Raw genomic sequence first — 25995 nt, forward strand, 5'->3', positions numbered from 1 at the left:
TCGGCGGACCTACACCGGTCCCATGCGCGGGGGCAGCAGCCGGACCACGTCAACGGGCATGTCCTTGCCCTTGATCCGGTGGCTGCCCAGCGGGGCAAACGGGCAGGATGGCGGCAGCTCCGATGCAACCTGTGCCGAGGCGAGAATGATCGTCTCGGCGTCCGGATCGATATCGCGGCCGAGCGTTTCCAGTCTGGAGGCGATGTTCACCGTATCGCCGATCACCGTGTAGTTCACCCGTTGTGGCGCACCGATGTCGCCGACCACCAGCGGCCCGACATGCAGACCGATGCGCAGGCGCACAGGCGGCAGGCCTTCGCCGGCGCGTCGCCGGTTGTCGAGAGCGATGGCCCGCGCAATATCGAGGGCTGCCTGTGCAGCCGGCGCTGACGGATGGGCAAGGGCTTCCGGCGCGCCCCAGAACGCCATCACACTGTCGCCGATATACTTGTCGATCGTGCCGCCATTACGTTCGACAGCCTCACCCACCAGCGTCAGATGTGCGTTGATGAAGGCTGCGGTTTCGGCTGCGCTCAGTCCCTCGCTGACCGGCGTAAAGCCGACGATATCCGTGAACAGCACCGCCACATGCCGTTCCTCCGGCTTCTGGCCCACGGCGCCGCTTGTCACCAGCTTCAAGACAAGGCCGCGCGGCACATAGCGCAGAAATGCCTTGAGCCCGACAGCCATGGCATTGAAACCGGCCGCGAGATCGCGCAGCTCGATGATCCGGCTGTCGGGGAGTGGCGACAGCCCGTCCAGATCGAGCCGCGCCACGGCGCGTGCGCCCTCCGCCGCACGCCGGATCGGCTGGGCTATCCGCCGTGCCAGCAGAACACTGCCAACGAGCGCGATTGCCAGCACCGCGAGTCCGAATATTGCGGCTGCGGTGATCCGGTCGAGTGGCTGTTCGATCAGGCTGGCGTGAAAATGTGCACCGACAACAACAGGCAGCCCGTCGACCTGGGTCGCGGTGCGTTCCAGCACGACAAAGTGACGTTCACCTGCTTCGTCCCTCGTCTCATGCATCGAGTGGGCTTCGCCCAGTGCAAACTGCGTTGGATCGACCGTCATGGCTGCCTTGAATCCGCGCAGCAACGGATCGGGTGCATCGGCGAGGTTGATCAGGTCATTGTCCTCAGACACGCCCGGAGGTGCTCCCTCCAGCGCGGGATGAGCCAGAAGTTCATCCGTGCCGTGCAGCAGAAACACGGTCATGCCGTTGCCAGACAGTTCCCGGGCGATCACGGACAGGCGATAGATCGATACCGACACAGCGGCGAGGCCAAGAAACCGATCTCCGGACCAGGCTGGCGCAACGAAGGTCAATGTCGTCCGGTTGCGGGTGCCGTCATGGGCGACGGGTAGCCAGAACGGCTGCGGGGATGCGGCGGCCCGGGTGGTGAGCGCTGCAGCAAACGGGTCGAGCGCCTGCTTCACACTCCGCGTCTTGTAAACGCCACTGGCGTCGCCACGCTCGACCTCAATTCCGTCCCCGGAGGCGCGCAGAACAGTGACAGAAAAAGCCTGCGGCGTGGCGGCGAGCGCACCATAGGAAAAGCTGGCCAGTGCGGTGTCGTCAGCGGGGTCAAAGCTCCCGCCCTTCAGGGATCGGGCAACGAACTGCGTCTGTTCTCGGATCGCGTCCACCTGGGCCGAAAATCGCCGTTCATAGGCATCCATCCCCAGATCAACCAGACGGCTGCCAAGATCTGTCACCACCTGGCGCGAGGCCCGGGTCTCGATCAGCAGAATGAGTGCCGCTGTCAGCAGCACAAAAGCGCCGATCACCGTGGCAAGCGTGGGGGTCAGACGAAAGAACAAGCGGGAACCGTCAGTTGTGACCAGCGTTACGTGATCCTAGACACGGAACGGCTACTGTCACAAGCAACAGGATCTTATCTGGCAGGCAAAAAGCAGGTGGATCTGCGCCGCAAACACAAAAGCCCGCGCGGACGCGGGCTTCAGGTCTATTGTCACTTCGCAGGTGATCAGTTGCACATCTGCTGATGGCCGACGACCACATATTGGCCAATATACGGGTCCCAGCGCTGGATCGGCGACATATAGCAGCGCGGTACCGGCGGCGGTGCATAGTAGACCGGTCCGCCATACTGCGGATAGGGCGGCGGGGGCGGGTAATAGGCCGGGGGAGGGCCGATATATTCCGGTCCGCTGTTGGCCGCGGCCGCGCCCAGCAGCGCGCCGGCGGCAAGACCAACGGCAGCACCGGCCGCCAGTGCGCCGTTGCGCCCGTCACGCGCCTCAGCCTGCGGCACCGACACCGCCAGAACGCTCAGCGCCATCACGCCGGCGAGGGCCGCTGCACCAACACGGCGCAAACCGGACCCCTTCGCAAAACTCTTCACCATCTCTTCGTCTCCGAAGCGCCGGATGATTCAACCGGCGATACATCACCATACCACACCCCGATCAGGGCAATGTGATGGCAGACACACACTTGGCATGGGCGAGGTTGCAACTTCGTTGCCCGCCTTCCACCCCCATCCCCCTCGACGGCACCGTCTGTCCCGTCTAAAACCGCAGCAAGGAATGGGCCGGGGATTGAGTCCCCTTGGGTGGCCTGGTGGAGGGTGTTGCATGAAGCCGACCAATCCGGTGTTCACCGGGCTCGAAACCACGATCTTCGAGACCATGTCCCGTCTGGCGCGCGAGCATGGCGCGATCAATCTGGGTCAGGGCTTCCCCGATGTTGATGGCCCGGAAGATGTGCGCCGTGTTGCCGCCGACGCCCTGATCGATGGCCCGAACCAGTATCCGCCAATGATGGGCATTCCGGAGCTGCGCCAGGCGGTGGCCGAGGCCAACAAGCGGTTCTACGGCCTCGATATCGACTGGGCCAACGAGGTGATGGTGACCTCCGGCGCGACCGAAGCGCTGACCGACTGCATCCTCGCCCTGGTCGAGCCGGGCGACGAGGTCATTCTCATCGAGCCGCTTTACGACTGCTACCTGCCGATCGTCCGGCGCACCGGCGGCATCCCGGTCCGCGTGCGCGTCACGCCGCCGACCTGGAGCCTCGACCTCGACGCGCTGGAAAAGGCCTTTACCGAAAACACCAAGGCGATCCTCCTCAACAATCCGATGAACCCGGCCGGCAAGGTGTTCTCGGAAGCCGAACTTGCCCGCATCGCCGAGCTTTGCGTCGAACACGACGTCTATGCCATCTGCGACGAAGTCTACGAGCATCTCCTGTTCGATGGCTCGGTGCACCGCCCCTTGATGAGCTTCCCCGGCATGCGCGAGCGCACCGTGCGTGTCGGCTCAGCCGGCAAGACCTTCTCGCTCACCGGCTGGAAGATCGGCTATGTCACCGGCGCGCCGAAGCTGCTCGACCCGATCGCCAAGGCGCATCAGTATGTCACCTTCACGACGCCACCCAACCTGCAGAAGGCGGTGGCGCATGGCCTGCGCAAGGATGACAGCTATTTCGACGGCCTGTCCGCCGAGCTTCAGGCCAAGCGGGACCTGCTGGCCGAGGGCCTGGCCGGGCTTGGCTTTGGCGTGCTGCCTTGCGAGGGCACGTATTTCCTCACCTGCGACATCACTCCGCTCGGGCTCGAGGGGCGCGACGTCGACATATGCAAGCGCATGGTGACCGAGGCGGGCGTTGTCGCCATTCCGGTTTCCGCCTTCTACATGGCCGATGCGCCAACGAATTACATCCGTTTCTGTTTCTGCAAGCGCGATGAAGTGCTGGCCGAGGCGCTGGCCCGGCTCGGCACCTGGCTCCGGCCGGCGCTTGCCGTCAGCAACGCCTGAACCAGTCGTCTCTTCACATCCCAAGCGAGGTTTCATGAGCAATCCGGTTCTGGTCGAAGTGACCCGCGGCGATGTGGTGGAAAGCCGCCATCGCGGTGCCATCGCCATCTTTGATGCCAATGGTACGCCCGTGCTGAAGATCGGCGACACCGGACGCCGGGTGTTCCCGCGTTCTGCCATCAAGGCGCTGCAGGCGCTGCCGCTGGTGGAATCGGGCGCTGCCGACGCACTGGATTACGATCCGGCTGAACTGGCGCTGGCCTGTTCCTCGCACAATGGCGAAGAGCGGCACGTCAACGCCGCCCGGGTCATGCTGATCAAGGCCGGCCTTGAGGATGATGCCCTCGAATGCGGGCCGCAGTGGCCCTCGCGCGTCGAGGACGTGGCGGGTCTGGTGCGCGCGGGGGAAACGCCCTGTGCCCTGCATAACAACTGTTCCGGCAAGCACGCCGGCTTCCTTGGCCTTGCCAAGGTGATGGGCGCGCCGACCCGCGGATATGTTCTGCCGGACCATCCGGTGCAGCAGGAAATCAAGGCCGTGCTTGAAGCCATGACCGGCGACACGCTGACGCCGGACATCTGCGGCATCGACGGCTGCGCCATCCCGACCTTCGCCACCCCGCTGGACGGTTTTGCCCGCGCCTTTGCTGCCTTCGGTACCGGCGAGAACCTGGAACCCTTGCGCGCCGAGGCCGCTCGCCGGCTTTATGACGCCTGCGTCGACAACGCCTTCATGGTTGCCGGCACGGATCGCTTCTGCACCCGCGCCATGGCCGGCTTCCGCCGCCGCGTCTTCGTCAAGACCGGCGCCGAGGGCGTGTTCTGCGCCACCATTCCCGAACTTGGTCTCGGCATCGCGCTCAAATGCGATGACGGCGCATCCCGCGCATCGGAAGTCATGATGGCCTCGATCCTTGAGGCCTTCCTCGACCTCAATGACGATGAGAAGGCGCTGCTGGAGGATCTGACCCGGCCGGCGATCAAGACCCGTCTTGACGTAAAGGCCGGCGTCATCCGCCCGACCAGCGACCTCCTCACCGACCTGAAACGCGCCGCCAGTGTGACTGCGTGACAGGCGATGGATGCGTCTCTCGATAGTCTCCGGCACGATGGTTTCGTCATCGTGCCGGATGCTGTTCCGCAAGAGCTGCTTGCCAGTCTTGATCTCGAAATCAATGCTGCGCTCGCCCGTGCGGCGGAGGGGCGGGATCAAGCTCTCCTTGCCGACTGCGTCTTCGAACGCGACCTTCCGGCGGCCAAGCGCGGGGAGAGGGTCGTCCCAGCCGAGTGTGGGGACGTCTTCATCCTTGGCAACCTAGCGGAACATGTTCCGTTGGTTCTGCAGGTGCTGCTGCTCGCAGGGGTTCAACATCTCGCCAGGACGTTGCTGGAGACAGACGCGGCTGTGCCGCATTTCGTCAATCTGACGCAAAAGTCCGCGCGAACCGGTAGCGGGATTTCCTGGCATCGCGACTATCCAAACCGTTACATCTGCCCGGTCGAACCGGTCATGATCCGGCTCATGCTGTGTCTGGACGGAATGGGCGAGGACACGGGAGCGACGCAGTTCATTCGCGGCTCGCATCACTCCATGCCGGACGGATCGCTCCCGGATGAACGGTCCGGCGCGGTGCCCGCCGTATGCGGTCCCGGGGCACTGGTTGCAATACATCCGCTCGTCCTGCATGGCGGCGCGCCGAATGCCAGTGCGATGCGGCGGCGTAACATCGTGATGCAGTGGGGACCTGCAGGAGCGGCATTGCAGCCCGGTCCGAGAGAACTAATCACGGGTCTTCTGCCAAGTAGCCTCGAAACGCTTTGGCGCAAGCAGCACACCGAAAGGGTTGCATCATGATCAAGTCAGTCTGTGTCTTCTGCGGATCGAGTTCCGGCACGGATCCGGTGTTTGACGTGGCCGCGCGGGACACAGGGCGCGTGATCGCCGAGGCGGGGCTGACGCTTGTCTATGGCGGCGCCAGCGTCGGCCTCATGGGCGCTGTGGCCGATGGGGCGCTTGCTGCAGGCGGGCGGGTCATCGGCGTTCTGCCGGAGGCCTTGAAGGCCAAGGAGCTGGAGCACAAGGGGCTCAGCGAGCTGCATGTCGTCGGCTCGATGCACGAGCGCAAGGCGATGTTCGCCGAGCTGTCCGATGCCTTCTTCACGCTGCCCGGCGGCACCGGCACGATGGAAGAGATCTTCGAGGTCTGGACCTGGGGTCAGCTCGGCTACCATGCCAAGGCCTTTGGCCTCCTGAACACCGGCGGTTTCTATGACGGCCTGATCAGTTTCCTCGATACGCAGGTCGACAAGGGCTTCGTCAAGCCGGCGATGCGCGCGATGCTGCAAGTGGCTGATACGCCTGAGGCCTTGCTGTCTGCCTGCGCGGCCTATGTTCCCCCGGCCACGGGCAAGTGGATCGGCCGCGGCCAGACCTGACATAGGCGCCTGTGTCCCCGGCAGGCTGGCATCCGGAAACCCGGTGTTAACCCTGTCCCCTGATGGTGGCCCCGCGGCGGTCAGCCCTTGCCGCAGCCTTGCCCCAATTGCCTGTCAGGCCGGTGCTGGCTAAGCTGGCGTGCCCGCCCGGCCCGCCCTGTTTGTGTCCGGAGTAAACTTGCCCATGCGTTTCTCGTCCCTTTGCGCCGTCGCCGGCCTGGCCATGTTGCTGGCCGCCTGTTCACAGACGGCGGACTATGTCGAGACCACGTCATCGGTGACAGGGGCCGTCCCGGCTGCCGTGCGCACGTCGAATGTGACGCTGGTGCAGATCACCGGACAGGGCGTCGGCGGCATCAATGCGGCAACGCCCTATTCCGCCAAGGCGATCCAGGCGGCCCTGCCCGGCTTTACCACCGACAGCATCCAGACCGCCGTCGAGATGACGACAGAAAACGCCATCGGCGCGTTCAACTCGGATGGCTTCCAGGTGCTGCAGATCTTCAAGAGCGGTGATGGCCGCATCCGGACCGTGCATGGCGTGACACATCATCTGGCCGGCCCCAATGGTGAGCGCATCGGCATGACCTTTGCCGAGGTCGGCACCCGCCGGTCCGATTGCCGCGTGGGCCAGGAACTCTGGCGCGGCATGGCCATCTGTTCGGCACGCGGCGTCGCCAATGTGCAGCTTGTCTATGCCATTCCGCAGTTTACCGGTCCGTGGGACCAGCTGCCGCCGGACAACCTGCTGCGCAGTGCCGCGATCCAGCGCATTCTCTGGACGCCAGCCTCCTGAGGTCTCACCCTTTCGCCGGGATGACGGATTGGGCGTAATCGGCTAAGCCTTGCTACATGACCGCTTCGCCTGCAGCCCCGAGCGCCAGCCTTGACCCTGAACACCTGGCCGCCGGCATTCTCGCCGGCAACCGGGCAACGCTCGCCCGCGCCATTACGCTGGTCGAATCGCGCAAGCGCGAGCACCGGGACGTCGCCCGGGCCCTGCTGACGCGCCTGATGCCGCACACCGGCAAGGCGCATCGCGTCGGCATCACGGGCGTTCCCGGCGTCGGCAAGTCCACCACCATCGACACGCTGGGCAGCAACCTGACGGCAGCTGGCCACCGGGTCGCGGTTCTGGCCGTCGATCCGTCGTCCACCCGCACGGGCGGCTCGATCCTCGGCGACAAGACGCGCATGGCGCAGCTGGCGGTGGATCCGCGCGCCTATATCCGGCCGTCGCCGTCGGCCGGCACGCTGGGCGGTGTCGCGGCGAAGACGCGCGAGACCATGCTCCTGTGCGAGGCGGCCGGCTTTGATGTCATCCTGGTGGAAACGGTCGGCATCGGCCAGTCCGAGACGACCGTGGCCGAGATGGTTGATTTCTTCCTCGTCCTGATGCTGCCAGGTGCAGGCGACGAGTTGCAGGGCATCAAGAAGGGCGTCCTCGAGATTGCCGATCTCATCGCCGTCAACAAGGCGGACGGGGACGGGGCAATCCGGGCTCGAAGCGCGGCTTCGGACTATCGCAGTGCCCTCCATATCCTGAGCCCGCGCTCGCCAACCTGGTCGCCGCCAGTGGTGACCATCTCGGGTCTTGCCAATGAGGGGCTGTCGGAGATGTGGGCGCAGGTGGAACTGCACCGCTCGAAGATGCAGGCCACCGGCGAATGGGCCAGCCGCCGCGCCAGCCAGCAGGTCGCCTGGATGTGGGACATGCTGCAGCAGCGCCTGATGGAGGCGCTGACCCGCGAGCCGGCACGCGCCGCCCGGATCAAGGCTCTGGAAGCCGACGTCCGCGAGGGACGTGTCCCCGCATCGGCCGCTGTCGAGGATATCGCAGGGCTGATGGGGCTTTAGAGCGCCTGCGGTCCACGTGTCCGTGGCGCGGGCCCGTGTTCCTTCAGGAAGTGCCGTAGTGCCATGAACAAGTCGCGCGCATGGGCCCGGTCTCCGCGGTCAAGCGCATCACGAATGTCTTCCTCGATCATCTGTTGCACCTTCTCCGCCCCACGCGGCAGATGCAGCAAATAGGCCCCGAGCGCTGCCGCAGCGATCTCCGGCAGATGCTCATGTTCGGCCAGCGCCCGAACCTCGGCTTCGTCGAGCCCGCAAAGGGCAATGCAATCTGTCAGGCTGATCATGGCGGGCCCTCCCAACTGGCACTGGCCCAGTGTGACGCAACGGGACTGCGTCGCATTGCGGTTGATCAATCGGCACGGCACTTGCTCCGAAGCGACGTGGAGCCCACGCCCTGTGCCCCTTTGGAACGAAAGCCGGTTGTATGCGGACGCGATCCCGACCGATGTTGTCACACCTCAGTCGCCGACAGTTTCTGGCCGCAGCCGCCCTGTGTCTTTCCGGGACAGCCGTCCAGGCCCAGACCCGCGTTGCCGATCTGCGCGGAACCATCGATGCTGCCGATCTGGGCGTGCTGCCTGACCGCACCGATGACCAGAGCGCCCAGATGCAGCGCGCGATCAACCGGGCGGTCGAGAAGGGCAGGGCGCTGTTCCTGCCGGCTGGAACCTACCCGGTCGCCAACCTGCGCCTGCCGTCAGGAACTTTGATTGTCGGCGTCCCCGGCCGCACCCGGCTCGTCTACCAAGGCGGCGGCGGCTTGCTGGCCACCGCCGAAGGGGCCTCGCGCATCGGTCTCGATGGCGTCGTCTTCGACGGGGCCAACAAGCTGATCAACGAGCATGCCTTCGGCCTCCTGCATTTCCTCGATGTCGATCACCTGAGCCTCGTCAATTGCGAGATCACCGGTTCCAGCCGCTCCGGTCTTGCGCTGGATCGCTGCGCTGGCCATGTCGAGCGCTGCCTCGTCTCGGGGGCGGCCGAAGCTGGCATCCGGTCTGTCGAGGCGCGCGGGCTGGTCTTCGCCGAAAACGTTATTACAGACTGCGCCAATGCCGGCCTGATGGTGATGCGCTGGCAACAGGCCGAGGATGGAACGCTGATCCGGGGCAACCGCATCGAGCGGATTGCGGCCCGCGCCGGCGGCACGGGGCAGAACGGCAACGGCATCAATATCTTCCGCGCCAACGGGGTGATGATCACCGGCAACCGGGTGGCGGACTGCGCCTTTTCAGCCATCCGCGCCAACACAGCCTCGAATGTGCAGATCATCGCCAACTCCTGCCTGCGATCCGGCGAGACCGGCATCTACAGCGAGTTTGAATTCGAGGGCGCGGTGATCTCGGACAACATCGTCGACGGGGCCACCATCGGGATCTCTGTCGCCAACTTCCTTTCGGGCGGCCGCATGGCGGTTGTCTCGGGAAATCTCGTGCGCAATCTCTCCCTGAAAAGCCCCTATCCGGAGCAGGGAGGCGCAGGCAAAGGTATCGGCATCTACGTTGAGGCTGACACCACTGTTACGGGCAATGTCATCGAGAATGCACCGAGGTTCGGCGTCATGGCCGGCTGGGGGCCCTACCTGCGCGATGTGGTGATCGCAGACAATGTCGTGCGTGACAGCGGCGTCGCCGTCTCTGTCAGTGCCGTGGAAGGCTCAGGCACAGCTGTCATCCGCGGCAATATCCTGTCGGGCTACAGGGAGGCGGCCATCGTCGGCTATCGCTGGCGCGATGCCGTCACCGGTGATCTCGCAAGCGGCGCTGCGGCTCCTGCCCACCTGACGATTTCAGGTAACGTCGTGCGCCCGGCAAGTTAGCCACTCCCGGAAAACCGGGAGCAGCCATTTCGGGGTGTGGTGTCGTCAGCCCTTGGCGAGTTCGGCGAGCACGCGGGCCCAGGAGCGGATGCCCTTGTGGAAGCTGCGCAGCTCGTACTTCTCGTTGGGCGAATGGATCTTGTCGTCCTCCAGACCGAAGCCGATCAGCAGCGAATCCATGCCGAGCATGCGCTTGAAGTCGCCAACGATCGGGATCGAACCGCCCATGCCGATCAGCGCCGCCGGCTTGCCCCATTCCGCTTCGAGTGCCGCCTGGCCCTTGGCCACCGCCGGCATAGTCGGGTCGAGTGACAGCGCCGGGCTGCCGTCCTTGGGCAGGAACTCGACGGTACAGTCGGCCGGGATCTTGGACTGGACATAGGCGCGGAAGGCCGCGCGGATCTTCTCCGGATCCTGCTCGCCGACGAGGCGGAACGTGAACTTCGCATGGGCCTCGGCCGGGATCACGGTCTTGGAGCCCGGGCCCTGGTAGCCGCCCCACATGCCGTTCACTTCGGCGGTCGGACGTGTCCAGATGTGTTCCAGCGGCAGGCGGCCCTTTTCGCCGCGCGGATACTTGAGGCCGATATCGCCAAGGTATTCCTCGACGGAGAAGCCGAGCTCCGCCCACATCTTCGCAAGGCTCTCCGGCAGCTCGGTCACGCCGTCATAGAAGCCCGGAAGGGTAATCCGGCCGTTCTCGTCATGCAGGCCGGCGATGATGCTGGCAACGATGTGGTTCGGGTTCTGCGCCGAGCCGCCGTAGCTGCCCGAATGCAGGTCGCGGCTTGCGGCCCTGACGATGATCTCGTCGCCGACCATGCCGCGCAGCATGATCGAGATCGCGGGCGTGTCCTTGTCCCACATGCTGGTGTCGCAGACGAGCGCCAGGTCGCAGGTCAGTTCATCCTTGTTGGCAGTGAGGAACGGATGCAGCGACGGCGAACCGGATTCTTCCTCGCCTTCGAACAGGATCGTCACGTCGACCGGAAGATCGCCGGTCTCGGCGATATAGGCGCGGGCCGCCTCGACGAAGGTCATCAGCTGACCCTTGTCGTCGGCCGAGCCACGGGCGACGATCATCTTCGAGCCATCGGCGCGGGTGACCAGGCGCGGCTCGAACGGATCGGTCTCCCACAGGTTCAGCGGATCGACCGGCTGGACGTCATAATGGCCGTAGAACAGCACATGCGGGCCGGGCTTGCCGGACTTGCGGTGGCCGACGACCATCGGATGGCCGGCGGTGTCGCGCACGCTCGCCTCGATGCCGATCGAGGTCAGCTCCCTGGCCAGCCATTCGGCAGCCTGACGGCAATCCGCCTTGTAGGCCGGATCGGTGGAGATGCTGCGGATCTTGATGAGGTCGAACAGGCGGGCAAGCGCGTTATCGAGATCCGCGTCAATGCGGGCGAGAACCTTGTCGATCTGGCTCAACGGAAAGCTCCTGGGCTTTGAGAATGCCCCCGCCAGTAAGGCGTCTTGGGCAAGGCAGGGCGGGGGGAGCATCAGGCTCCCCGGCTGGCCGCAGAATGCCGCCATCCGCCGCTCCGGGCAAGCGGCCAAAGCGCTGTCCTTGCATCGGTAAACAGGCCGTTGCAGCTAGCTTGCCGGAGCGACCGCGATATTGTCGATGAGCCGGACCCCACCAAGCCAGGCGGCGACCAGCAGCCGGGCCGGACGGTCGGTCCGCTCCAGCGGGCTGAGCCCATCTTCCGCGCGCAGCTCCAGATACTCGACCTCGGAAAAGCCGGCGGCCAGGATGTCGGCAGTTGCCGCAGCCAGCAGCGGTGCGGCCGCCGCGCCGCCGGCCAGCGCCTCGGCGGTTCGGGTCAGGATGGCCGCGAGCCTCGGCGCCACGGCCCGGTCTTCCGCCGACAGCCGGACATTTCGCGAGGACATGGCAAGCCCGTCGGCCTCGCGCACGGTCGGGCAGGGGACGATCTCGACCGGAATGTCGAGGTCTGCCACCAGCCTGCGCACGACCTGCAACTGCTGGAAGTCCTTCTCTCCGAAATAGGCCTTGTCGGCCCCGGTCTGCAGCAGCAGCTTGGCGACGACGGTGGCAACACCGTCGAAATGCCCGGGACGATGCGCCCCGCACAGTCCTTCGCTCACTCCGCTCACTGACACATTGGTGGCAAAGCCGGCCGGATAGATATCCTCCACTCCCGGCGCGTAGACCACATGCGTACCCAGCGGTGTCAGCTTGGCCGCATCCGCTTCCAGGGTGCGCGGGTAGGTCGACAGGTCGCTGGCGTTGTTGAACTGCTTCGGGTTGACGAAGATCGTCACGATCACCCGGTCGGTCTCGGCAAGCGCCCGGCGCACCAGGGCCAGATGCCCCTCGTGCAGCGCGCCCATCGTCGGCACCACGCCGATCTGCAAACCGTCCCGGTGCCAGGCGTCCACCATCGCGCGCAGCTCCGCGCGGCTGTGCAGGATCGTCGTCATTCGGCACCTTCCGGCTTCGGTGTGGCAAGACTGGAGAGATCCGCGCCATCGCCAAACACATGCTCGGCCGCCGGAAAGTCCCGGGCGCGCACGTCCTCGGCATAGGCAGCAACCGCCGCCTCGGCCGAGTGGCCAAGCTCGGCATAACGCTTGACGAACTTCGGCCGGAAGGCCGTGAACATGCCCAGCATGTCGTCAATGACGAGCACCTGACCGTCGCAGGCCGCAGACGCGCCGATGCCGATGGTCGGAATGGGAACTTCGGCCGTGATGCGCCGGGCGAGGGCATCGGGCACCTTCTCGAGCACGACGGAAAAGGCACCGGCTTCCGCAACCGCACGGGCGTCGGCCAGGATCCGTTCGCCGTCCTCGCCGCGCCCTTGCACCTTGTAGCCGCCGAAGCTGTTGACCGCCTGCGGCGTCAGCCCGACATGCGCCATCACCGGAATGCCGCGCCGGGTCAGGAAGCGGATGGTCTCGGCCATGGTCACGCCGCCTTCCAGCTTCACAGCCGCGCAGCCGGTCTCCGCCACCAGCCGGGCGGCATTGCGGAAGGCCTGCTCCGGGCTTTCCTCGTAGGTGCCGAAGGGCATGTCGACGACCAGCAGCGCCTTCTCCACGCCGCGCCGCACCGCCTTGCCATGCAGGATCATCATCTCGAGCGTCACGCCCAGAGTGGACGGCAAGCCATGCAGCACCATGCCGACGCTGTCGCCGACGAGGATGATGTCACAATGCCGGTCGGCAATCGCTGCCACCGGGGTGGTGTAGGCTGTCAGGCAGACAAGCGGTGTGCCGCCCTTGCGCCGTTCCACCATCGGCGGTGTCACGGACTTCACGGAAGCCGATGCACTCATGGTCAGTTCCTCCCGGGCGACCTGCCGCGCCCGGAAGGGGATGTTGCACAATTTCTCGCAAATGCGAAGTCACTTGTGCGCCGCGCAAAGATAAGCCGGCTAGAACTTTCGGCCCAGATTCCGGCCTAGTTCTCGGCTTGATTGCGGTCTCAGAACCCGCGCTTCAGCGAGCCCAGCACGCCGCGCACCAGCGCCCGGCCGAGCGACGAGCCGAGGCTGCGCGCGGCTGATTTCATGCCCGCCTCGACCACGCTGTCGCGGCTGGACGCCCGTGGCCGGCGTGCCGGTTCACGAGAGGGGCCACGCGTGTCGTCACGGCCAAAATCCGGCACCTGGAAGCCGCTGCGGGTGCGCCGCGTGCCGCTACGGGCTTCCTCGTCGGCTTCGCGTCCGCGCTCGCCCTCCTCGCGCTCCTGCTGCTTGCGCGCGCGCTCCAGGAGCACCTCGTAGGCGGATTCGCGGTCGCGGGTGCGTTCATAAAGACCGTAGATCGGGCTTGATTCGATGCAGTCGCGGCGCTCGGCCGGCGTCACCGGCCCCATCCGCGAGGCAGGCGGGCGGATCAGCGTCCGCTGCACGACCGACGGAATGCCCTTGCCCTCCAGCGTCGACACCAGCGCCTCGCCAACACCAAGCTCGGTGATCACCTGCGCCGTATCAAGATCCGGATTGGGCCGGAACGTCTCGGCCGCCGCCCGCACCGCCTTCTGGTCGCGGGGCGTGAAGGCGCGCAGGGCGTGCTGCACCCGGTTGCCCAGCTGCGCCAGCACCGTTTCCGGCACGTCGAGCGGGTTCTGCGTGACGAAATAGACGCCAACGCCCTTGGAGCGGATCAGGCGGACCACCTGCTCCACCTTCTGCAGCAAGGCCTTGGGGGCTTCGGTGAAGAGCAGATGCGCCTCGTCGAAGAAGAACACCAGCTTCGGCTTCTCCGGGTCGCCCACCTCGGGAAGCTCTTCGAACAGCTCCGACAGCATCCACAGCAGGAAGGTGGCGTAGAGCCGCGGCGAATGCATCAGCTTGTCGGCGGCCAGGATGTTGACGATGCCGAGCCCGTCGCGAGTCGTGCGGGCGAAGTCGGCAATGTCGAGCGCCGGCTCGCCGAAGAACTGGTCCGCGCCCTCGCGCTCCAGCACCAACAGCGCCCGCTGGATCGCGCCGACCGAGGCGGCCGAGACATTGCCATAGACCTTCGACAGCTCCTGCGCCCGCTCGCCCACATGGGCGATCATGGCCCGCAGGTCCTTGAGATCGAGCAACAGCAGGCCCTCGTCATCGGCGAGTTCAAAGGCGATGTTGAGGACGCCTTCCTGCGTGTCGTTGAGATCCAGCATGCGGGCGAGCAACAGCGGACCGATCTCGGAGACGGTGGCGCGCAGCGGATGCCCCTGCTCGCCGAACAGGTCCCAGAACACCGCCGGGAAGCCCTCGAAGTCATAGCTGTCGGCAATGCCGATCTGTTCGGCGCGCTTCAGCAGGAAGTCCTTCGGGTCTCCGGGCATGGCGATGCCCGACAGGTCACCCTTCACGTCGGCGCAGAACACGGGCACGCCCGCCTTGGAAAAGCCTTCGGCCAGGATCTGCAGGGTGACGGTCTTGCCGGTGCCGGTGGCCCCGGTGATGAGGCCGTGGCGGTTGGCCAGCTTCAGGCTCAGCACTTCGTCCTTGCCGCTTCCGCCGATGAAAATGCTCTCGCTCAAATCCCGAACTCCCGAAAAGTTCCCGCACCAAATATCCTGCACCCACTGATAAGCCACCAGCCTCCACTGGCAAAGCTGTCATCGACGTGCGATCTCCCTGGTGTGTATAGGCAATGCTGTCTGCGTCACATGTGACATAGCACGGCGTCCCAAGCTTCAGGAGATCCGGATGGAAGAACTCGCAGCGCGCATCATGACCGCAGCCGGCCTCAATGAGGAAACCGCCCGCACGGCCATCGGCATCATCCTGCGGTTTCTCGCCAAGGACGGCCCTCAGGATCTCGTGCCGCAGATCATCACTGCCTTGCCAGGCGCGGAGGCCATCATGGCCGAAGGCCAGCAGCAGGCCGGCGGTCTGTTCGGCTCCATCGCCGGCATGATGGGCGGCACGATGGGCGCCATGGCAACACTGAATGAACTGTCGAACGCTGGTCTCGACCTTGATCAGGTCAAGACAGTTGCGCGCGAGATCGTCGGCTTTGCCCGCGAACATGCTGGCGAAGAGGTCGTAAATGCGGCGATCGCCCGCATTCCGGGATTGAATCAGCTGGTGTGACCGCTAATCTGCCTGCGTGGGGCAGGGCCCGTCAGGCTCAATGGAGGTTTTGGAATGGCGTATCCGGTGATTGATATCGAAGGCATCGGCAAGGTTTATGCCGAGAAGCTTCATGGCATTGGCATCAAGACCACGGACGACCTGCTGGATCGCGCCAAGGACCCCAAGGGCCGCAAGGCGCTGGCGGAAGAAACCGGCATCGACGGCAGCCGCATTCTGAAGTGGGCCAACATGTCCGACCTGATGCGGATCAAGGGCGTCGCAGAGGAATATTCCGAGCTGCTGGAAGCCGCGGGCGTTGATACCGTGAAGGAACTCAAGCACCGCGTCCCGGCCAATCTTGCCGCCAAGATGGCCGAAGTGAACGAGGCCAAGAAGCTGGTCCGTCAGGTGCCGTCAGAAAAGATGGTCGAGAAGTGGGTCGAGGAAGCCAAGGTGCTTCCGGCGATCATGACCTACTGACCGCACGGCGGGCAGCAATGCGACCCAGGGCTCGCGGCACCGCGGGCCCCTTTTTGCTGGTTCAATGAAACGCATCGAGGAGGCGCGGCCGCAAACCGGTCAAGGCTGCTGCCTTCGTCTTCCCGCCCATGGTTTTCCGCCCGCACTCCCCGTCATCCCCGCGAAGGCGGGGAGCCAGTAACTTTTTGATTTCGTTTGTTGAGTGCGCGAAATCTGATCATTCAAACCGGGGCAGGTGACTTCCTTCCCGCGCTGTCCCGGCACAAGGCCGGGGATTAGGGCGGAAAGGTCCCAGCTTTGTCAGCAGTTAGGGAACCTGTAGCTGCTGCGCGTCCTTCTAATTGAGCTCCGACGCCTATACGCATGCGGCAGGGATCGAGAGCATAACTCTATCAGGTTTGGATGCAGTTTTATGGCGATAGAGTTGAAGGGGTATTGGATAGTCACCCCTTGCTTCAGAGATCTGACAGGTGAAACAGCCTTTACTGATATCTTCGCCATTCCTGATCATATGCATTCGTCGATGCTCATCATTTTGGATGTAGGTGACACGAATAGCAATGAAGTGATTGAGTTGCGTCTGTCTGTCGTGGTTCGCGAAGACAATGAAGACTATTTGACCACGTCAATTCGCCCAGGGCACTGGGTATTGGGGAAATTCGATCCGGATTTCATTATTCAGAAATTTAAGTTCCTTATTTCGAAATGCGACCAAGGAAGCTGTGCGGCGAGTGTGGATCTCCTGGGTCATTATTTTGATTACATCGATTATTGAACGAAATGACCTGCTCGATTTGGAAGAAAGGCAATGAAAGACAGTCTTCTGGGAGAGATAACTGACTGCTTGCATAGGCAGGCCACAAACTACACCGTCAGTCTTCAACTGATTGAGGCCCGTCCTGTTCAGTCAGAGAGCTCTTCAGCCCTCGTTCGCAGAATGCTTGGATTTCAGGCCGTTCTTGGCGGTATCGAAACGGTCGACGCGAACCGTGTTTGTGCTGAGATCTTGGAAGCGCTGCAATACGCCGGATTTGAGGGGGCGGGCCCAGGCGTAGAGGTCGCTCGCGATTCTGCATTTCAGGCTTTGATGGCTCAGCTTCAGGTGGAGCTTAGACGGCTGGCGAGCGCATCAATCAAGGTCGAGCGCTTCTGGCTCCAAGGCGGACATCCCGCATACCCGGTTTTCTGGGACTTTGCATTTTTGTTCCGTGGATCCGACAAGATCACTCTCTTTATCGGGTCCGCTTCCGACTAGCCGCAGAGCGGGTTGGGGAATCAAAAAGGGCTTGCGGTGCGCCACAGGCCCTCACACTGCTGACAATCCCTCGATTGTCATCCCGCGCGGCACAGCGGAAATCCGGACCGGTGAGCCTAGGTCTCTCCGGTATTCACTCACTGAAACATCACGGCCCCGGCGCTCCGGTCCCGGCTCGGCGCTGCGCTTGGCCGGGATGACTTCGGAGAGGTCGAGGCTCGTCATCAAACGTAAGGGCCTGCGGTGTGCCGCAGGCCCTGCCTTGGAGAGCGATTGTAAGGGTACGTCAGATCAGACGCGAATCTGGCCGTACCGCAGGGCCTCGACCACCGTGTGGGTCTTGTTCGTCGCGTTGAGCTTGACGCTGGCGTTTTGCAGGTGGGCGTGGACCGTGCGCTGCGAAATGTCGAGCACTTCGGCAATTTCGCTGGCGGTCTTGCCGAAAGCGGTCAGTTCGAGAACCTTGCGCTCGCGGATCGACAGGGCGCCCGGACGCTGTGCCGTCACGACGCCCATGTCCTGCAGCTTCGCGAAGACGGCATCCGTGAGGAGCTCGAGAGCAGCGAGGGTGCACTTGTCAGTCTTCAGGCTCGGACCTGCGCAATAGACAAAGGCCTGGAACGGGTGCAGTTCGGTCACCGGGATGATGACAACCTGCGCGCCTTCGCCAGCAGCTGCCAGCAGGCGGGAGTGCTCCATGTCGCCAGCGGTCACCGTCCAGACAGACGCGCGATTGGACGCAAGACCAAGGAACAGGGCGCTGTCATTGGCTGTCAGGCCAACATTCTCGACGCTGCCGCTGCGCGCATCCGGCCAACGGATCCGCTGAACCAGGCTCTCGATCGGACGCTTGGGCATCGGCAGTCCGGTCATCAGCACGTGGGTTGCGCCGATGCGGCGCAGATTAGATTCAAGAACGTCGAGGACAAGCTGGGCAGACCCGGCCTCTGAAATCGTACGCAACTGAGTGTTCAGTTCGGCTTCATCCAACATGTGTGCACATCCGTTTTTATCTGCAGCTCAAGACTGCTTTTGATGTTGCCCCTGGGTAAAGAGGCGGTTGACCCCGATGAGGTCGCGGATCCCGATGCCGTGTTGTTATGATGGGCGGCTGTCCGGATCCGTGTGCCCCGTTGCTCTGCGACAGATATCTGACCGGTCACTTTGCAACTTCGAGGCTTGCCGTTGCGGCAATTTCAGTTCTAGCGCATAAACCATAAAAATACCAACCGTATTATGTCCGGCTGTGTTGCCAAAACACGCCAAAATTTGGGACATCTATGGCAGGTTTTGACAATACCAGTGGGTACGGGGCTGGTTGCTGTAATGTCGTAACGCGCAATGCTCCCCCCTTTTGCCTAACTTGCACGGTTATGGCGGGGGTGGAATAAAGCGGTGATGCAAGGAGCGGACGACAGTGGCAGAAACTCAGTTCGACGGCGCCGCGGATGAAAACCGCTGGCATGAGGCGGTGGACAAGGCACTCAAGGGCGCGCCCCGTGACCGGTTGACCTCGCGCACCGAGGATGGCGTTGCCGTAGAGCCGCTCTACGCAAGGCGATCCGATGTCTTGCCGCAGTCTGCGCGCCGCGCCGGGGAGCCCTGGCGCGTGATCCAGCGCGTTGATCATCCTGATGTTGCCGTTGCCAACGAACTGCTGCTGGCCGATCTGGAGGGGGGCGCCGACGGTCTCGACCTCGTCCTCGCCTCCTCGTCGCACGCGCATGGATTCGGCGTTGCCGGCCAGGATGTCGCAGCCTTTGACCGGCTGTTCGATGGGGTCATGCTGGACCTCATCGAGATCCGGCTTGATGGCGGATACGAGACATCCTCGGCACTTGCCCTGCTGGTCGCTCACGCGGAACGGCGTGGTTATGATCCGGCAAAACTGCGGATCGTGTCCAACAGCGACTACATCGGCAAACTGGTTCACACCGGTGTCCTGCGCAGCGGCATCGACATGCTGCAGCGCCGGATGCTCGACCTTGTCGGCTTCTGCCGCAACCGCGGGCTGACGGCCTCGATCCTGAATGCAGACGGACGCCTCTGGCATCACCGGGGCGCCACGCAGGCGCAGGAACTGGCCCTCACAATGGCGACGGTCGTCACCTATTTGCGCGATCTGGAGGCGGCCGGGATCGACCATGCCGATCTGCCTGGTCTCATCGGCCTGACGCTGGTGGCTGATGCCGACCAGTTCGGAACCATCGCCAAGGCCCGAGCGGCCCGCCGGCTTTGGGCTGCGGTGCTGCAGGCCGCAGGCTTGCCGGATGTGCCGGCCCGCCTGCATATGGAGACGTCCTGGCGCATGATGAGCCGGGTAGATCCTTACGTGAACATGCTGCGCGCCAGCGTGGCCGCCTTTGCGGCCGGTGTTGGCGGAGCCGACAGCGTGACCGTGTTGCCCTTCACGCAAGCTCTTGGTCTTCCTGATGCTTTTGCCCGCAGGGTGGCGCGCAACACCCAGACGATCCTGATCGAGGAAAGCAATCTGCACCGCGTCGCCGATCCAGGTGCCGGGTCCGGTGCTATCGAAGCGCGTACTGAGGAGCTGGCAGCCGCAGCCTGGAGCCTGTTCCAGACGGTCGAGGCCGAAGGCGGCCTGATCGCAGCGCTGAAATCCGGTCTGCCGCAGCGGGCGATCAGCGAGGCACGGGCGGCGCGGGACAAGCGCATCGCCACCCGCCGCATGCCGATCACCGGCGTCAGCACCTTCCCCAACATCACCGAAGCCCCGGTGCGCGTTCTGGCCGTCGAAGCCGATGACGTGTTCCCGGCGTTCCGGCATATCGACCTCCCGGTGCCAGGGCAGGGCGAGCTGCTGGGAGCGGTGACCGAGGCCCTGAAGAAGGGGGCCAGCCTCATCGATATCACCGCGTCGCGCCCGCCGGTCGAGCCGCTGCGGATTGCCACGCTTCCTGTCTATCGTATTGCAGAGCCTTACGAAAAGCTGCGCGAGGCTGCTGCTGTGGCCGATCCCTCGAAGGCTTCGGTGTTCCTTGCAGCGCTCGGGCCACTGGCGCAGTTCACCGCGCGTGCGACCTGGACCAAGAACGTCTTCGAGGCTGGCGGCCTGCGCACGCCTGGCGGCGACGAAGTCGAGGATATTCAGGCGCTTGTGACCGCCTTCCGGACGAGCGGCGCCCGCATTGCCTGCCTCGTCTCCTCCGACCGGATCTATGCCGAGAGCGCAGTCGAGGCGGCGAGCCTGCTCAAGGACGCCGGGGCAGAGACCCTGCTGCTGGCCGGAAAACCGGGCGAGTTGGAGGCGAGCCTGCGCGCGGCCGGCGTCACGACCTTCCTGTATGAAGGCTGCGATGTCCTCGATCTTTTAAAAGACATTCACGCAAGGCTCGGCCTTGGCCTTGCCGCTCCTGAAGCCGGGGAGAGCCTGTCATGAGCCGCATTCCGGACTATTCCCGCCTGCCGCTGCCGGCCGTCTCCCGTCCGGCTGACCCGGCCGCCGCCAGCACCTGGACCACGCCGGAAGGCATTGATGTTGCACCGGTTATCGGCCCGGATGCGATTGCCGGGCTGAGCCATGCGGACAGTTATCCCGGCCTGCCGCCGTTCCTGCGCGGGCCCTATCCGACGATGTATGTGCAGCAGCCCTGGACCATCCGCCAGTATGCCGGCTTCTCGACCGCAGAGGATTCCAACGCCTTCTACCGCCGCAATCTGGCGGCCGGGCAGAAGGGGCTTTCGGTCGCCTTCGACCTTGCCACCCACCGCGGCTATGACAGCGACCACCCGCGCGTGGCCGGTGACGTCGGCATGGCGGGCGTTGCCATCGACAGTATTTTCGACATGCGCACGCTGTTCTCCGGCATCCCGCTGGACCAGATGAGCGTATCCATGACCATGAACGGCGCCGTCCTGCCGGTTCTAGCGCTCTATATTGTGGCGGCCGAAGAACAGGGTGTTGCCCAGAACCTCCTGTCAGGAACGATCCAGAACGATATCCTGAAGGAGTTCATGGTCCGCAACACCTATATCTATCCACCCGCCCCCTCGATGCGGATCATTTCGGACATTTTTGCCTATACCTCGCAGAACATGCCGAAGTTCAACTCCATCTCGATCTCCGGCTATCACATGCAGGAAGCCGGGGCGACGGCGGATCTGGAGCTGGCCTACACCATCGCCGACGGCATCGAATATGCCCGCGCGGGTGTGGCCGCCGGCATGGACATCGACCAGTTCGCGCCGCGCCTGTCCTTCTTCTGGGCCATAGGCATGAACTTCTTCATGGAGGTCGCCAAGCTGCGTGCGGCGCGCCTGATTTGGTCGAAGCTGATGGCGGAGAATTTCGCGCCAAAGAGCGACAAGTCCCTGTCCCTGCGCACCCATTCACAGACCTCCGGCTGGTCGCTGACCGCGCAGGACGTCTACAACAACGTCATCCGCACTTCCGTCGAGGCGATGGCTGCAACCCAGGGGCACACTCAGTCACTGCACACCAACGCGCTCGACGAGGCGCTCGCCCTGCCGACCGACTTCTCCGCCCGCATCGCCCGCAACACCCAGCTGTTCCTGCAGCAGGAGAGTGGCACCTGCTCCGTGATCGATCCCTGGGGCGGCTCGTTCTATGTCGAGAAGCTGACCAATGACCTGGCCCAGAAGGCGCTCGCCCATATTGCCGAGGTGGAAAGCCTCGGCGGCATGGCCAAGGCCATCGAGAAGGGCATCCCGAAGCTGCGCATCGAGGAGGCCGCCGCCAAGACCCAGGCGCGGATCGACAGCGGCGCGCAGACAGTGGTCGGCGTCAACAAGTTCAAGCCGGTCAGCGAGGAGCCGATCGAGGTCCTCAAGGTCGACAATGCCGAAGTGCGCGCCCGCCAGATCGAGAAACTGCAGCGCCTCAAGGCCGAGCGGGACCCGGCGGTGACCGAGGCCGCCCTTGCTGCCCTCACCGAGGCCGCCCGCGAGGGTGCCGGCAACCTCCTCGACCTGTCGATCAAGGCGGCGCGGGCCAAGGCGACGGTGGGCGAGATCAGCCTCGCCATGGAACAGGTCTTCGGCCGCCACAAGGCCGAGATCCGCTCGATCTCGGGCGTCTACAAGCGGGAGGCCGGCGCCATGTCGGACAAGGTCGCACGCGTGCAGCAACTCGTTGAACGCTTTGAGGAAAATGACGGCCGCCGACCGCGCATCCTGGTCGCCAAGATGGGCCAGGACGGCCATGACCGCGGCCAGAAGGTGATCGCCTCGGCCTTCGCTGACCTCGGCTTCGACGTCGACATCGGCCCGCTGTTCGCAACCCCGGAGGAGGCCGCGCGCCAGGCGGTGGAAAACGACGTCCACGTGGTCGGTGTCTCCTCGCTCGCCGCCGGTCACCTGACCCTGGTGCCGGCGCTGAAGGCGGCGCTCGCCGCTGAAGGGCGTGAGGACATCATGATCGTCGTCGGCGGCGTCGTCCCGCCGCAGGACTATGACGCCCTCTATGCTGCTGGCGCCACCGCCATCTTCCCCCCCGGCACCGTCATCGCCGAAGCCGCCATCGACCTGATCGCCAAGCTGAACGCCAAGCTGGGCTATGAGGGCAGCGAAGCGGCTTGAGGGCGACTGTTCCGGGAGCGAGTGGGCTGGTAGCCCGCACGGCGGTCATCCGCGCCTTGTGCGGGGATCCGGTACTCGTGGACAGGCCGTTGGTTGGCGCGGTGCTGCGGCATCTGGCGAAACGGCTGACACAGGAACAGGTCCCGGCTCAAGGCCGGGACGGTGGCGGATATTGCTCAACAAAGTCAGGTGGGTAGTGGATCCCCGCACGAGGCGGGGATGACGGGCGAGGGGGCGGCGCTTGATTGGGTGGCGCTTGGTGAGGTTGTGCCTGGGGAGGCGAGTGGCGCACGGCAGGGAGGGCCGGGTGGCAGGCATTGGGCGCGCAGTAATCGCGTGGTGTCTTTCTCAGGCCTTGTTTCAGGCAAGCCAGGTGTCCGCGTCGCGGGCGCCGTAGACAATTGCCACCACGAACACGCCGAAGTCTTTGGGTTCATAGATCACAATGTAGCGCCCCTCGATCAGGATACGGGCCGTTGCGCTCAACTCCGGACGGGCCGCCCCCATATGCGGATGCGTTGCGGCCAGTTCGGCCCGATTGAGGATACGAAGCAGCAGAGCGTCCGCCGCAGGCTCGTTGTCCGTGGCAATGGCCCGCCAGATATCCCGGAGGTCAGCCTCCGCACGCGGACTGAAGACGGCCCTAGCCACGTTCGCGGGCTTCCGCCTTCAGTTCTCCCAGCAGTGTCATACCGTCCAGCTCACGTCCCGCACCACTGGCCATACCTTCGTCGTAAGCTTGCTTGAGACGAGCGAGTTCAAGCAGACGCATTTCCTCGCGCTGTTCCCAAAGGCGCAGAGCGTCGCGGACGATCTCGCTGTTGGAGGCATAACCGCCATTTTCGACGGCAGCCTGCATCATCGCCGCCTGATGCGGTGTGAGGGAAACGGTCAGAGTGCGCATGGTGCTGGTTTTCATGGCCTCAACATTACCACGGCTCACAAGATCTAACAAATATTGTTAGGCAGGGTCGACGACAAAGGCGATGGCATCATCGCCGGGCATTGCCGGACTTCTGCCTGGCAAGGGCTGTGCCGGTTTCTGGGTACAAGGTTGACGGCGGCGCTGGGGACGGGCTGGGCCAGTCTCCAGAGGGTGAAGCTGGTTGGCCGGTGTCAAACTCCTGCCGAAGCGCTACGACTTCACTCCATTTAACCTCGGGAGAAACGTAGCGCAGACCCGGGGCCTGCTCGGTTCCATAGCAGTTGATTGCGCCCGCGTGCGGTGACCTGGCGCCGCTTGATATCACTCAACAAAGTCAGGCGGTTAGTGGATCCCCGCACAAGGCGGGGATGACGGGGAGAGGGTGCGGCGGCGCTTGGTGCGGCGGGGCTGGGTGAGGTGAGTGGCGCGTTGCAGGGAGGGCCGGGCGGCGCCAGGAGGGCAAGCGCCTAGCCTGGCGGCTTTAGCGTGGACCAGAAGGCGCTGAGCGCGCCGCAGTCCGGGAGGACCATTCCTCTGCCAGCAACCCGTAGATCAGAGAATCCCGAATGCCGATATGCGTCTGCCATTCGGCCCGCAGGTGTGCCTCCAGCGTGAAACCGAGCGCCGTCAGCAGCGCAATCGATGGCTGATTGTCCGGATCGGTATCTGCAAAAATGCGCCGATGTCCCTCGGCGAACAATTGGTCGATCAGCAGGGTGACAGCTTCACGCGCATACCCTTGCCCTTGTGCTTCGCGTGCAAGCAGATAGCCAATCTCGACTACGCCGTCGCGTTTCTTGCCTGCAGCCACAAAGCCAAGCGCAGGCTTTTCATCTGCCAGCTCATCTGCCAGTACAATCGTCCAAGAACGCCAGTTCGATTGATCGTCGTGGGCGAAGTACTTGCGCAGATCCTCGACACAGTCAAAGGGCGCGCGCGACCACCATCGCATCATGTCCGGATTGGACATCGTCGAGAACAGGGCATCGGCGTCCGACGGAGAACGTGGGCGCAGTATCAGACGGCCTGACCTTGTCGCCTCGCCAGAAAAAGTCGGTGCTGCTCGGATTTCCATTCTGAATTCCTTTTCTGCTCACGCATACCCAGCCAGGCCGTGACGCCTCGACAGTCAATCGGGTCTGCATCCGCCTTGGTGTTGTCCGAGGCGCGTTCGATGCCATTGACCATCTGCGATGATCATGACGTCGCTCCTGCAACGGGCAGCGCCATCTCGCTCATTGGCAGAAGCCGCGAGTCCTCAAGTGCTGCCGTCCGGTGACCAATTCCCGCGAGATACCCCTCGTGTCTGGCGAAGGAGAGAAAGGACGCGACATTGGCCTGCCTTACCAGCATCGCCAGATCCCAATGTTCCGTGGCGGGGCCGATCAAGAAGGGGCCACCTCGGCCAAGAAACAGGATGTCGCCGCCAGTCTCCCGCAAGAAGGGCAAGGTGTGCTCGATATAGCGATCAAACGCCGCGGCACCGCTGATCGGCGATGACGGGGCAAGGTCCGGGTGGCCGGAATAGTCGGCCACATCCCTGAAACGCAGCAAGTTCAGCATGACGAGCGGGCCGCTCAGATCGCGCTGAACGAAGCTGCGGCCGGCCTCATGTGTCGGTTCCAGATAGGCATCAGTCGTGGTGCTGGTCATCGGTGTTCCGTTGAATGGCGGGATCAGCGCTCTGGTTGTCGTGCGCACCAAATGCGAGACGCAGCGCATAGGTGCGGATGTCTTCGGGCCACGCCGCGATCCGGTGTTCCAATGAGGGTCGGTCGTCCGCAAAGAGGGCTCGGGTTGCCTCTTCATAGCCGGGCAAATCGCCGGCGATTGCCTGCATGAACTGATACGCGGCCTCTTGGGCTGCTCGCCTCCGCTGGCGCGGGCTCGTCGTCTTGCGCGCTTCCTCCACGAGGCGTCGAAGCGTTGCAGACGCTCCGCCGGGCTGGCTTGTCAGCCATTCCCACTGCCGGGGCAGCAAGGTCACCTCGCGGGCGACAACGCCCAGCTTTGGCCGGCCTCGCGTCTTCGGGCTTTGTGCTTCGCCCGATCCCCGTGGATCTGACACCACATCGGCTTTGGAGTGATCTCCGCCCTCGTCAATCGCAGGGTGCCGGGACATCCGATCAAGGATCTCGGCCTCACTGCCGCGCAAGTCGAGATCGATGACGCGACCCGTTGCGTCGTCGAACACGAGAACCGCGTCAGCCACGCCAGTGGATTGCCGGACAGCCACGGCGACTTCAGGCAAGGAGGCCGTGCATAGCAATCGGTGCCCGACAAATGCCGTGCAGATCTTGAGGGAGGGATCGGACATAGGGTGCTCGTTCAATCG

26 protein-coding genes are annotated in these 25995 nt (G+C 64.1%); 13 read left to right on the forward strand and 13 right to left on the reverse strand.

Translation table 11 applies throughout. The features are described 5' to 3' along the window. Positions 1-9: 9 nt before the first annotated feature. Positions 10-1824 (reverse strand): adenylate/guanylate cyclase domain-containing protein, encoded by a 1815-nt coding sequence (locus tag OVA12_RS21110; RefSeq protein WP_268140613.1) that lies wholly within the window; start codon positions 1822-1824, stop codon positions 10-12. 167 nt (positions 1825-1991) lie between these two features. Continuing rightward, a complete protein-coding gene (locus tag OVA12_RS21115; protein WP_268140614.1) occupies positions 1992-2372 on the reverse strand; it encodes a hypothetical protein in 381 nt (126 codons plus the stop codon). A 229-nt stretch (positions 2373-2601) separates the two neighbouring features. Here OVA12_RS21115 and OVA12_RS21120 point away from each other — a divergent pair, with 229 nt between their 5' ends. The 6 genes from OVA12_RS21120 (at position 2602) to meaB (ending at position 8076) form a co-directional block, all read left to right on the forward strand. Beyond that, positions 2602-3783, forward strand: coding sequence for an aminotransferase (locus OVA12_RS21120; RefSeq protein WP_268140615.1), 1182 nt, complete (start codon positions 2602-2604; stop codon positions 3781-3783). 34 nt (positions 3784-3817) lie between these two features. Beyond that, positions 3818-4855 (forward strand): asparaginase, encoded by a 1038-nt coding sequence (locus OVA12_RS21125; RefSeq protein WP_268140616.1) that lies wholly within the window; start codon positions 3818-3820, stop codon positions 4853-4855. A 6-nt stretch (positions 4856-4861) separates the two neighbouring features. Next, positions 4862-5638, forward strand: a complete 777-nt coding sequence (locus OVA12_RS21130) for a phytanoyl-CoA dioxygenase family protein (protein WP_268140617.1) — start codon at positions 4862-4864, stop codon at positions 5636-5638. Then, entirely contained in the window at positions 5638-6219 is a 582-nt protein-coding gene (locus tag OVA12_RS21135; RefSeq protein WP_268141463.1) for a TIGR00730 family Rossman fold protein, read from the forward strand. The genes OVA12_RS21130 and OVA12_RS21135 overlap by 1 nt, the downstream gene beginning before the upstream one ends. 184 nt (positions 6220-6403) lie before the next feature. After that, the gene (locus tag OVA12_RS21140) at positions 6404-7015 is read left to right on the forward strand and encodes a DUF1131 family protein (protein WP_268140618.1); all 612 of its coding nucleotides are present in this window, start codon (positions 6404-6406) and stop codon (positions 7013-7015) included. Positions 7016-7071: 56 nt separating this feature from the next. Next, positions 7072-8076, forward strand: coding sequence for a methylmalonyl Co-A mutase-associated GTPase MeaB (gene meaB / locus OVA12_RS21145; RefSeq protein ID WP_268140619.1), 1005 nt, complete (start codon positions 7072-7074; stop codon positions 8074-8076). Here meaB and OVA12_RS21150 read toward each other — a convergent pair. Then, positions 8073-8360 carry a hypothetical protein gene (locus tag OVA12_RS21150; RefSeq protein ID WP_268140620.1) on the reverse strand — a complete coding sequence of 96 codons (288 nt, stop codon included), beginning with the start codon at positions 8358-8360 and terminating at the stop codon, positions 8073-8075. The genes meaB and OVA12_RS21150 overlap by 4 nt on opposite strands. 161 nt (positions 8361-8521) lie before the next feature. On the opposite strand from OVA12_RS21150, the gene OVA12_RS21155 reads away from it, so the two are divergent. After that, a complete protein-coding gene (locus tag OVA12_RS21155) occupies positions 8522-9895 on the forward strand; it encodes a TIGR03808 family TAT-translocated repetitive protein (protein WP_268140621.1) in 1374 nt (457 codons plus the stop codon). 45 nt (positions 9896-9940) lie between these two features. Here OVA12_RS21155 and OVA12_RS21160 read toward each other — a convergent pair whose 3' ends face one another. From OVA12_RS21160 to OVA12_RS21175, 4 genes are all read right to left on the reverse strand, one after another. Continuing rightward, entirely contained in the window at positions 9941-11329 is a 1389-nt protein-coding gene (locus OVA12_RS21160) for a dipeptidase (protein ID WP_268140622.1), read from the reverse strand. A 165-nt stretch (positions 11330-11494) separates the two neighbouring features. After that, the gene (gene panC, locus OVA12_RS21165; RefSeq protein WP_268140623.1) at positions 11495-12346 is read right to left on the reverse strand and encodes a pantoate--beta-alanine ligase; all 852 of its coding nucleotides are present in this window, start codon (positions 12344-12346) and stop codon (positions 11495-11497) included. Continuing rightward, positions 12343-13203, reverse strand: a complete 861-nt coding sequence (gene panB / locus OVA12_RS21170) for a 3-methyl-2-oxobutanoate hydroxymethyltransferase (RefSeq protein ID WP_268140624.1) — start codon at positions 13201-13203, stop codon at positions 12343-12345. Before panB ends, panC begins: the two co-directional genes overlap by 4 nt. 149 nt (positions 13204-13352) lie before the next feature. Next, positions 13353-14903 carry a helicase HerA-like C-terminal domain-containing protein gene (locus tag OVA12_RS21175; protein ID WP_268140625.1) on the reverse strand — a complete coding sequence of 517 codons (1551 nt, stop codon included), beginning with the start codon at positions 14901-14903 and terminating at the stop codon, positions 13353-13355. A gap of 169 nt (positions 14904-15072) precedes the next feature. Between OVA12_RS21175 and OVA12_RS21180 the strand changes: the two genes are divergently transcribed. From OVA12_RS21180 to OVA12_RS21195, 4 genes are all read left to right on the forward strand, one after another. After that, positions 15073-15459, forward strand: coding sequence for a DUF2267 domain-containing protein (locus tag OVA12_RS21180; protein WP_268140626.1), 387 nt, complete (start codon positions 15073-15075; stop codon positions 15457-15459). Between the two features lie 54 nt (positions 15460-15513). Next, positions 15514-15921 carry a DUF4332 domain-containing protein gene (locus tag OVA12_RS21185; RefSeq protein WP_268140627.1) on the forward strand — a complete coding sequence of 136 codons (408 nt, stop codon included), beginning with the start codon at positions 15514-15516 and terminating at the stop codon, positions 15919-15921. A 412-nt stretch (positions 15922-16333) separates the two neighbouring features. Then, the gene (locus tag OVA12_RS21190; protein WP_268140628.1) at positions 16334-16696 is read left to right on the forward strand and encodes a hypothetical protein; all 363 of its coding nucleotides are present in this window, start codon (positions 16334-16336) and stop codon (positions 16694-16696) included. Between the two features lie 33 nt (positions 16697-16729). Beyond that, on the forward strand, positions 16730-17176 hold the full coding sequence (locus tag OVA12_RS21195; RefSeq protein ID WP_268140629.1) for a hypothetical protein: 447 nt from the start codon (positions 16730-16732) through the stop codon (positions 17174-17176). A gap of 291 nt (positions 17177-17467) precedes the next feature. Here OVA12_RS21195 and OVA12_RS21200 read toward each other — a convergent pair whose 3' ends face one another. Beyond that, positions 17468-18169: a helix-turn-helix transcriptional regulator gene (locus tag OVA12_RS21200; protein WP_268140630.1), complete on the reverse strand. Its 702-nt coding sequence runs from the start codon at positions 18167-18169 to the stop codon at positions 17468-17470. A 424-nt stretch (positions 18170-18593) separates the two neighbouring features. On the opposite strand from OVA12_RS21200, the gene OVA12_RS21205 reads away from it, so the two are divergent. Both OVA12_RS21205 and scpA read left to right on the forward strand, forming a co-directional pair. Beyond that, positions 18594-20576 (forward strand): methylmalonyl-CoA mutase family protein, encoded by a 1983-nt coding sequence (locus tag OVA12_RS21205; RefSeq protein WP_268140631.1) that lies wholly within the window; start codon positions 18594-18596, stop codon positions 20574-20576. After that, entirely contained in the window at positions 20573-22735 is a 2163-nt protein-coding gene (scpA, locus tag OVA12_RS21210) for a methylmalonyl-CoA mutase (protein WP_268140632.1), read from the forward strand. Before OVA12_RS21205 ends, scpA begins: the two co-directional genes overlap by 4 nt. 360 nt (positions 22736-23095) lie before the next feature. Here the strand turns inward: scpA and OVA12_RS21215 are convergent, their stop codons facing one another. The 5 genes from OVA12_RS21215 to OVA12_RS21235 all read right to left on the reverse strand — a co-directional run bounded on the left by OVA12_RS21215 (position 23096) and on the right by OVA12_RS21235 (position 25977). Continuing rightward, entirely contained in the window at positions 23096-23386 is a 291-nt protein-coding gene (locus OVA12_RS21215) for a type II toxin-antitoxin system RelE/ParE family toxin (RefSeq protein ID WP_268140633.1), read from the reverse strand. Next, entirely contained in the window at positions 23379-23654 is a 276-nt protein-coding gene (locus OVA12_RS21220; RefSeq protein ID WP_268140634.1) for a type II toxin-antitoxin system ParD family antitoxin, read from the reverse strand. The genes OVA12_RS21215 and OVA12_RS21220 overlap by 8 nt, the downstream gene beginning before the upstream one ends. Before the next feature lie 487 nt (positions 23655-24141). Further along, positions 24142-24735, reverse strand: a complete 594-nt coding sequence (locus tag OVA12_RS21225; protein ID WP_268140635.1) for a GNAT family N-acetyltransferase — start codon at positions 24733-24735, stop codon at positions 24142-24144. Positions 24736-24857: 122 nt separating this feature from the next. Next, positions 24858-25313, reverse strand: coding sequence for a DUF1330 domain-containing protein (locus OVA12_RS21230; protein WP_268140636.1), 456 nt, complete (start codon positions 25311-25313; stop codon positions 24858-24860). Next, positions 25294-25977 (reverse strand): DUF2239 family protein, encoded by a 684-nt coding sequence (locus OVA12_RS21235; RefSeq protein ID WP_268140637.1) that lies wholly within the window; start codon positions 25975-25977, stop codon positions 25294-25296. Before OVA12_RS21235 ends, OVA12_RS21230 begins: the two co-directional genes overlap by 20 nt. Between the last annotated feature and the right edge of the window lie 18 nt (positions 25978-25995).

Origin of the sequence: Pannonibacter sp. SL95 (genome assembly GCF_026672425.1) — a bacterium.
In the GTDB taxonomy this organism is placed as follows: Bacteria; Pseudomonadota; Alphaproteobacteria; order Rhizobiales; family Stappiaceae; genus Pannonibacter.

Coding starts and splice junctions, on each gene's coding strand:
- OVA12_RS21115 (WP_268140614.1), bottom strand. CDS start 2,372: ATGGTGAAGAGTTTTGCGAAGGGGTCCGGTTTGCGCCGTGTTGGTGCA.
- OVA12_RS21120 (WP_268140615.1), top strand. CDS start 2,602: ATGAAGCCGACCAATCCGGTGTTCACCGGGCTCGAAACCACGATCTTC.
- OVA12_RS21125 (WP_268140616.1), top strand. CDS start 3,818: ATGAGCAATCCGGTTCTGGTCGAAGTGACCCGCGGCGATGTGGTGGAA.
- OVA12_RS21130 (WP_268140617.1), top strand. CDS start 4,862: ATGGATGCGTCTCTCGATAGTCTCCGGCACGATGGTTTCGTCATCGTG.
- OVA12_RS21140 (WP_268140618.1), top strand. CDS start 6,404: ATGCGTTTCTCGTCCCTTTGCGCCGTCGCCGGCCTGGCCATGTTGCTG.
- meaB (WP_268140619.1), top strand. CDS start 7,072: ATGACCGCTTCGCCTGCAGCCCCGAGCGCCAGCCTTGACCCTGAACAC.
- OVA12_RS21150 (WP_268140620.1), bottom strand. CDS start 8,360: ATGATCAGCCTGACAGATTGCATTGCCCTTTGCGGGCTCGACGAAGCC.
- OVA12_RS21155 (WP_268140621.1), top strand. CDS start 8,522: ATGTTGTCACACCTCAGTCGCCGACAGTTTCTGGCCGCAGCCGCCCTG.
- panC (WP_268140623.1), bottom strand. CDS start 12,346: ATGACGACGATCCTGCACAGCCGCGCGGAGCTGCGCGCGATGGTGGAC.
- panB (WP_268140624.1), bottom strand. CDS start 13,203: ATGAGTGCATCGGCTTCCGTGAAGTCCGTGACACCGCCGATGGTGGAA.
- OVA12_RS21180 (WP_268140626.1), top strand. CDS start 15,073: ATGGAAGAACTCGCAGCGCGCATCATGACCGCAGCCGGCCTCAATGAG.
- OVA12_RS21185 (WP_268140627.1), top strand. CDS start 15,514: ATGGCGTATCCGGTGATTGATATCGAAGGCATCGGCAAGGTTTATGCC.
- OVA12_RS21190 (WP_268140628.1), top strand. CDS start 16,334: ATGGCGATAGAGTTGAAGGGGTATTGGATAGTCACCCCTTGCTTCAGA.
- OVA12_RS21195 (WP_268140629.1), top strand. CDS start 16,730: ATGAAAGACAGTCTTCTGGGAGAGATAACTGACTGCTTGCATAGGCAG.
- OVA12_RS21200 (WP_268140630.1), bottom strand. CDS start 18,169: ATGTTGGATGAAGCCGAACTGAACACTCAGTTGCGTACGATTTCAGAG.
- scpA (WP_268140632.1), top strand. CDS start 20,573: ATGAGCCGCATTCCGGACTATTCCCGCCTGCCGCTGCCGGCCGTCTCC.
- OVA12_RS21220 (WP_268140634.1), bottom strand. CDS start 23,654: ATGAAAACCAGCACCATGCGCACTCTGACCGTTTCCCTCACACCGCAT.
- OVA12_RS21225 (WP_268140635.1), bottom strand. CDS start 24,735: ATGGAAATCCGAGCAGCACCGACTTTTTCTGGCGAGGCGACAAGGTCA.
- OVA12_RS21230 (WP_268140636.1), bottom strand. CDS start 25,313: ATGACCAGCACCACGACTGATGCCTATCTGGAACCGACACATGAGGCC.
- OVA12_RS21235 (WP_268140637.1), bottom strand. CDS start 25,977: ATGTCCGATCCCTCCCTCAAGATCTGCACGGCATTTGTCGGGCACCGA.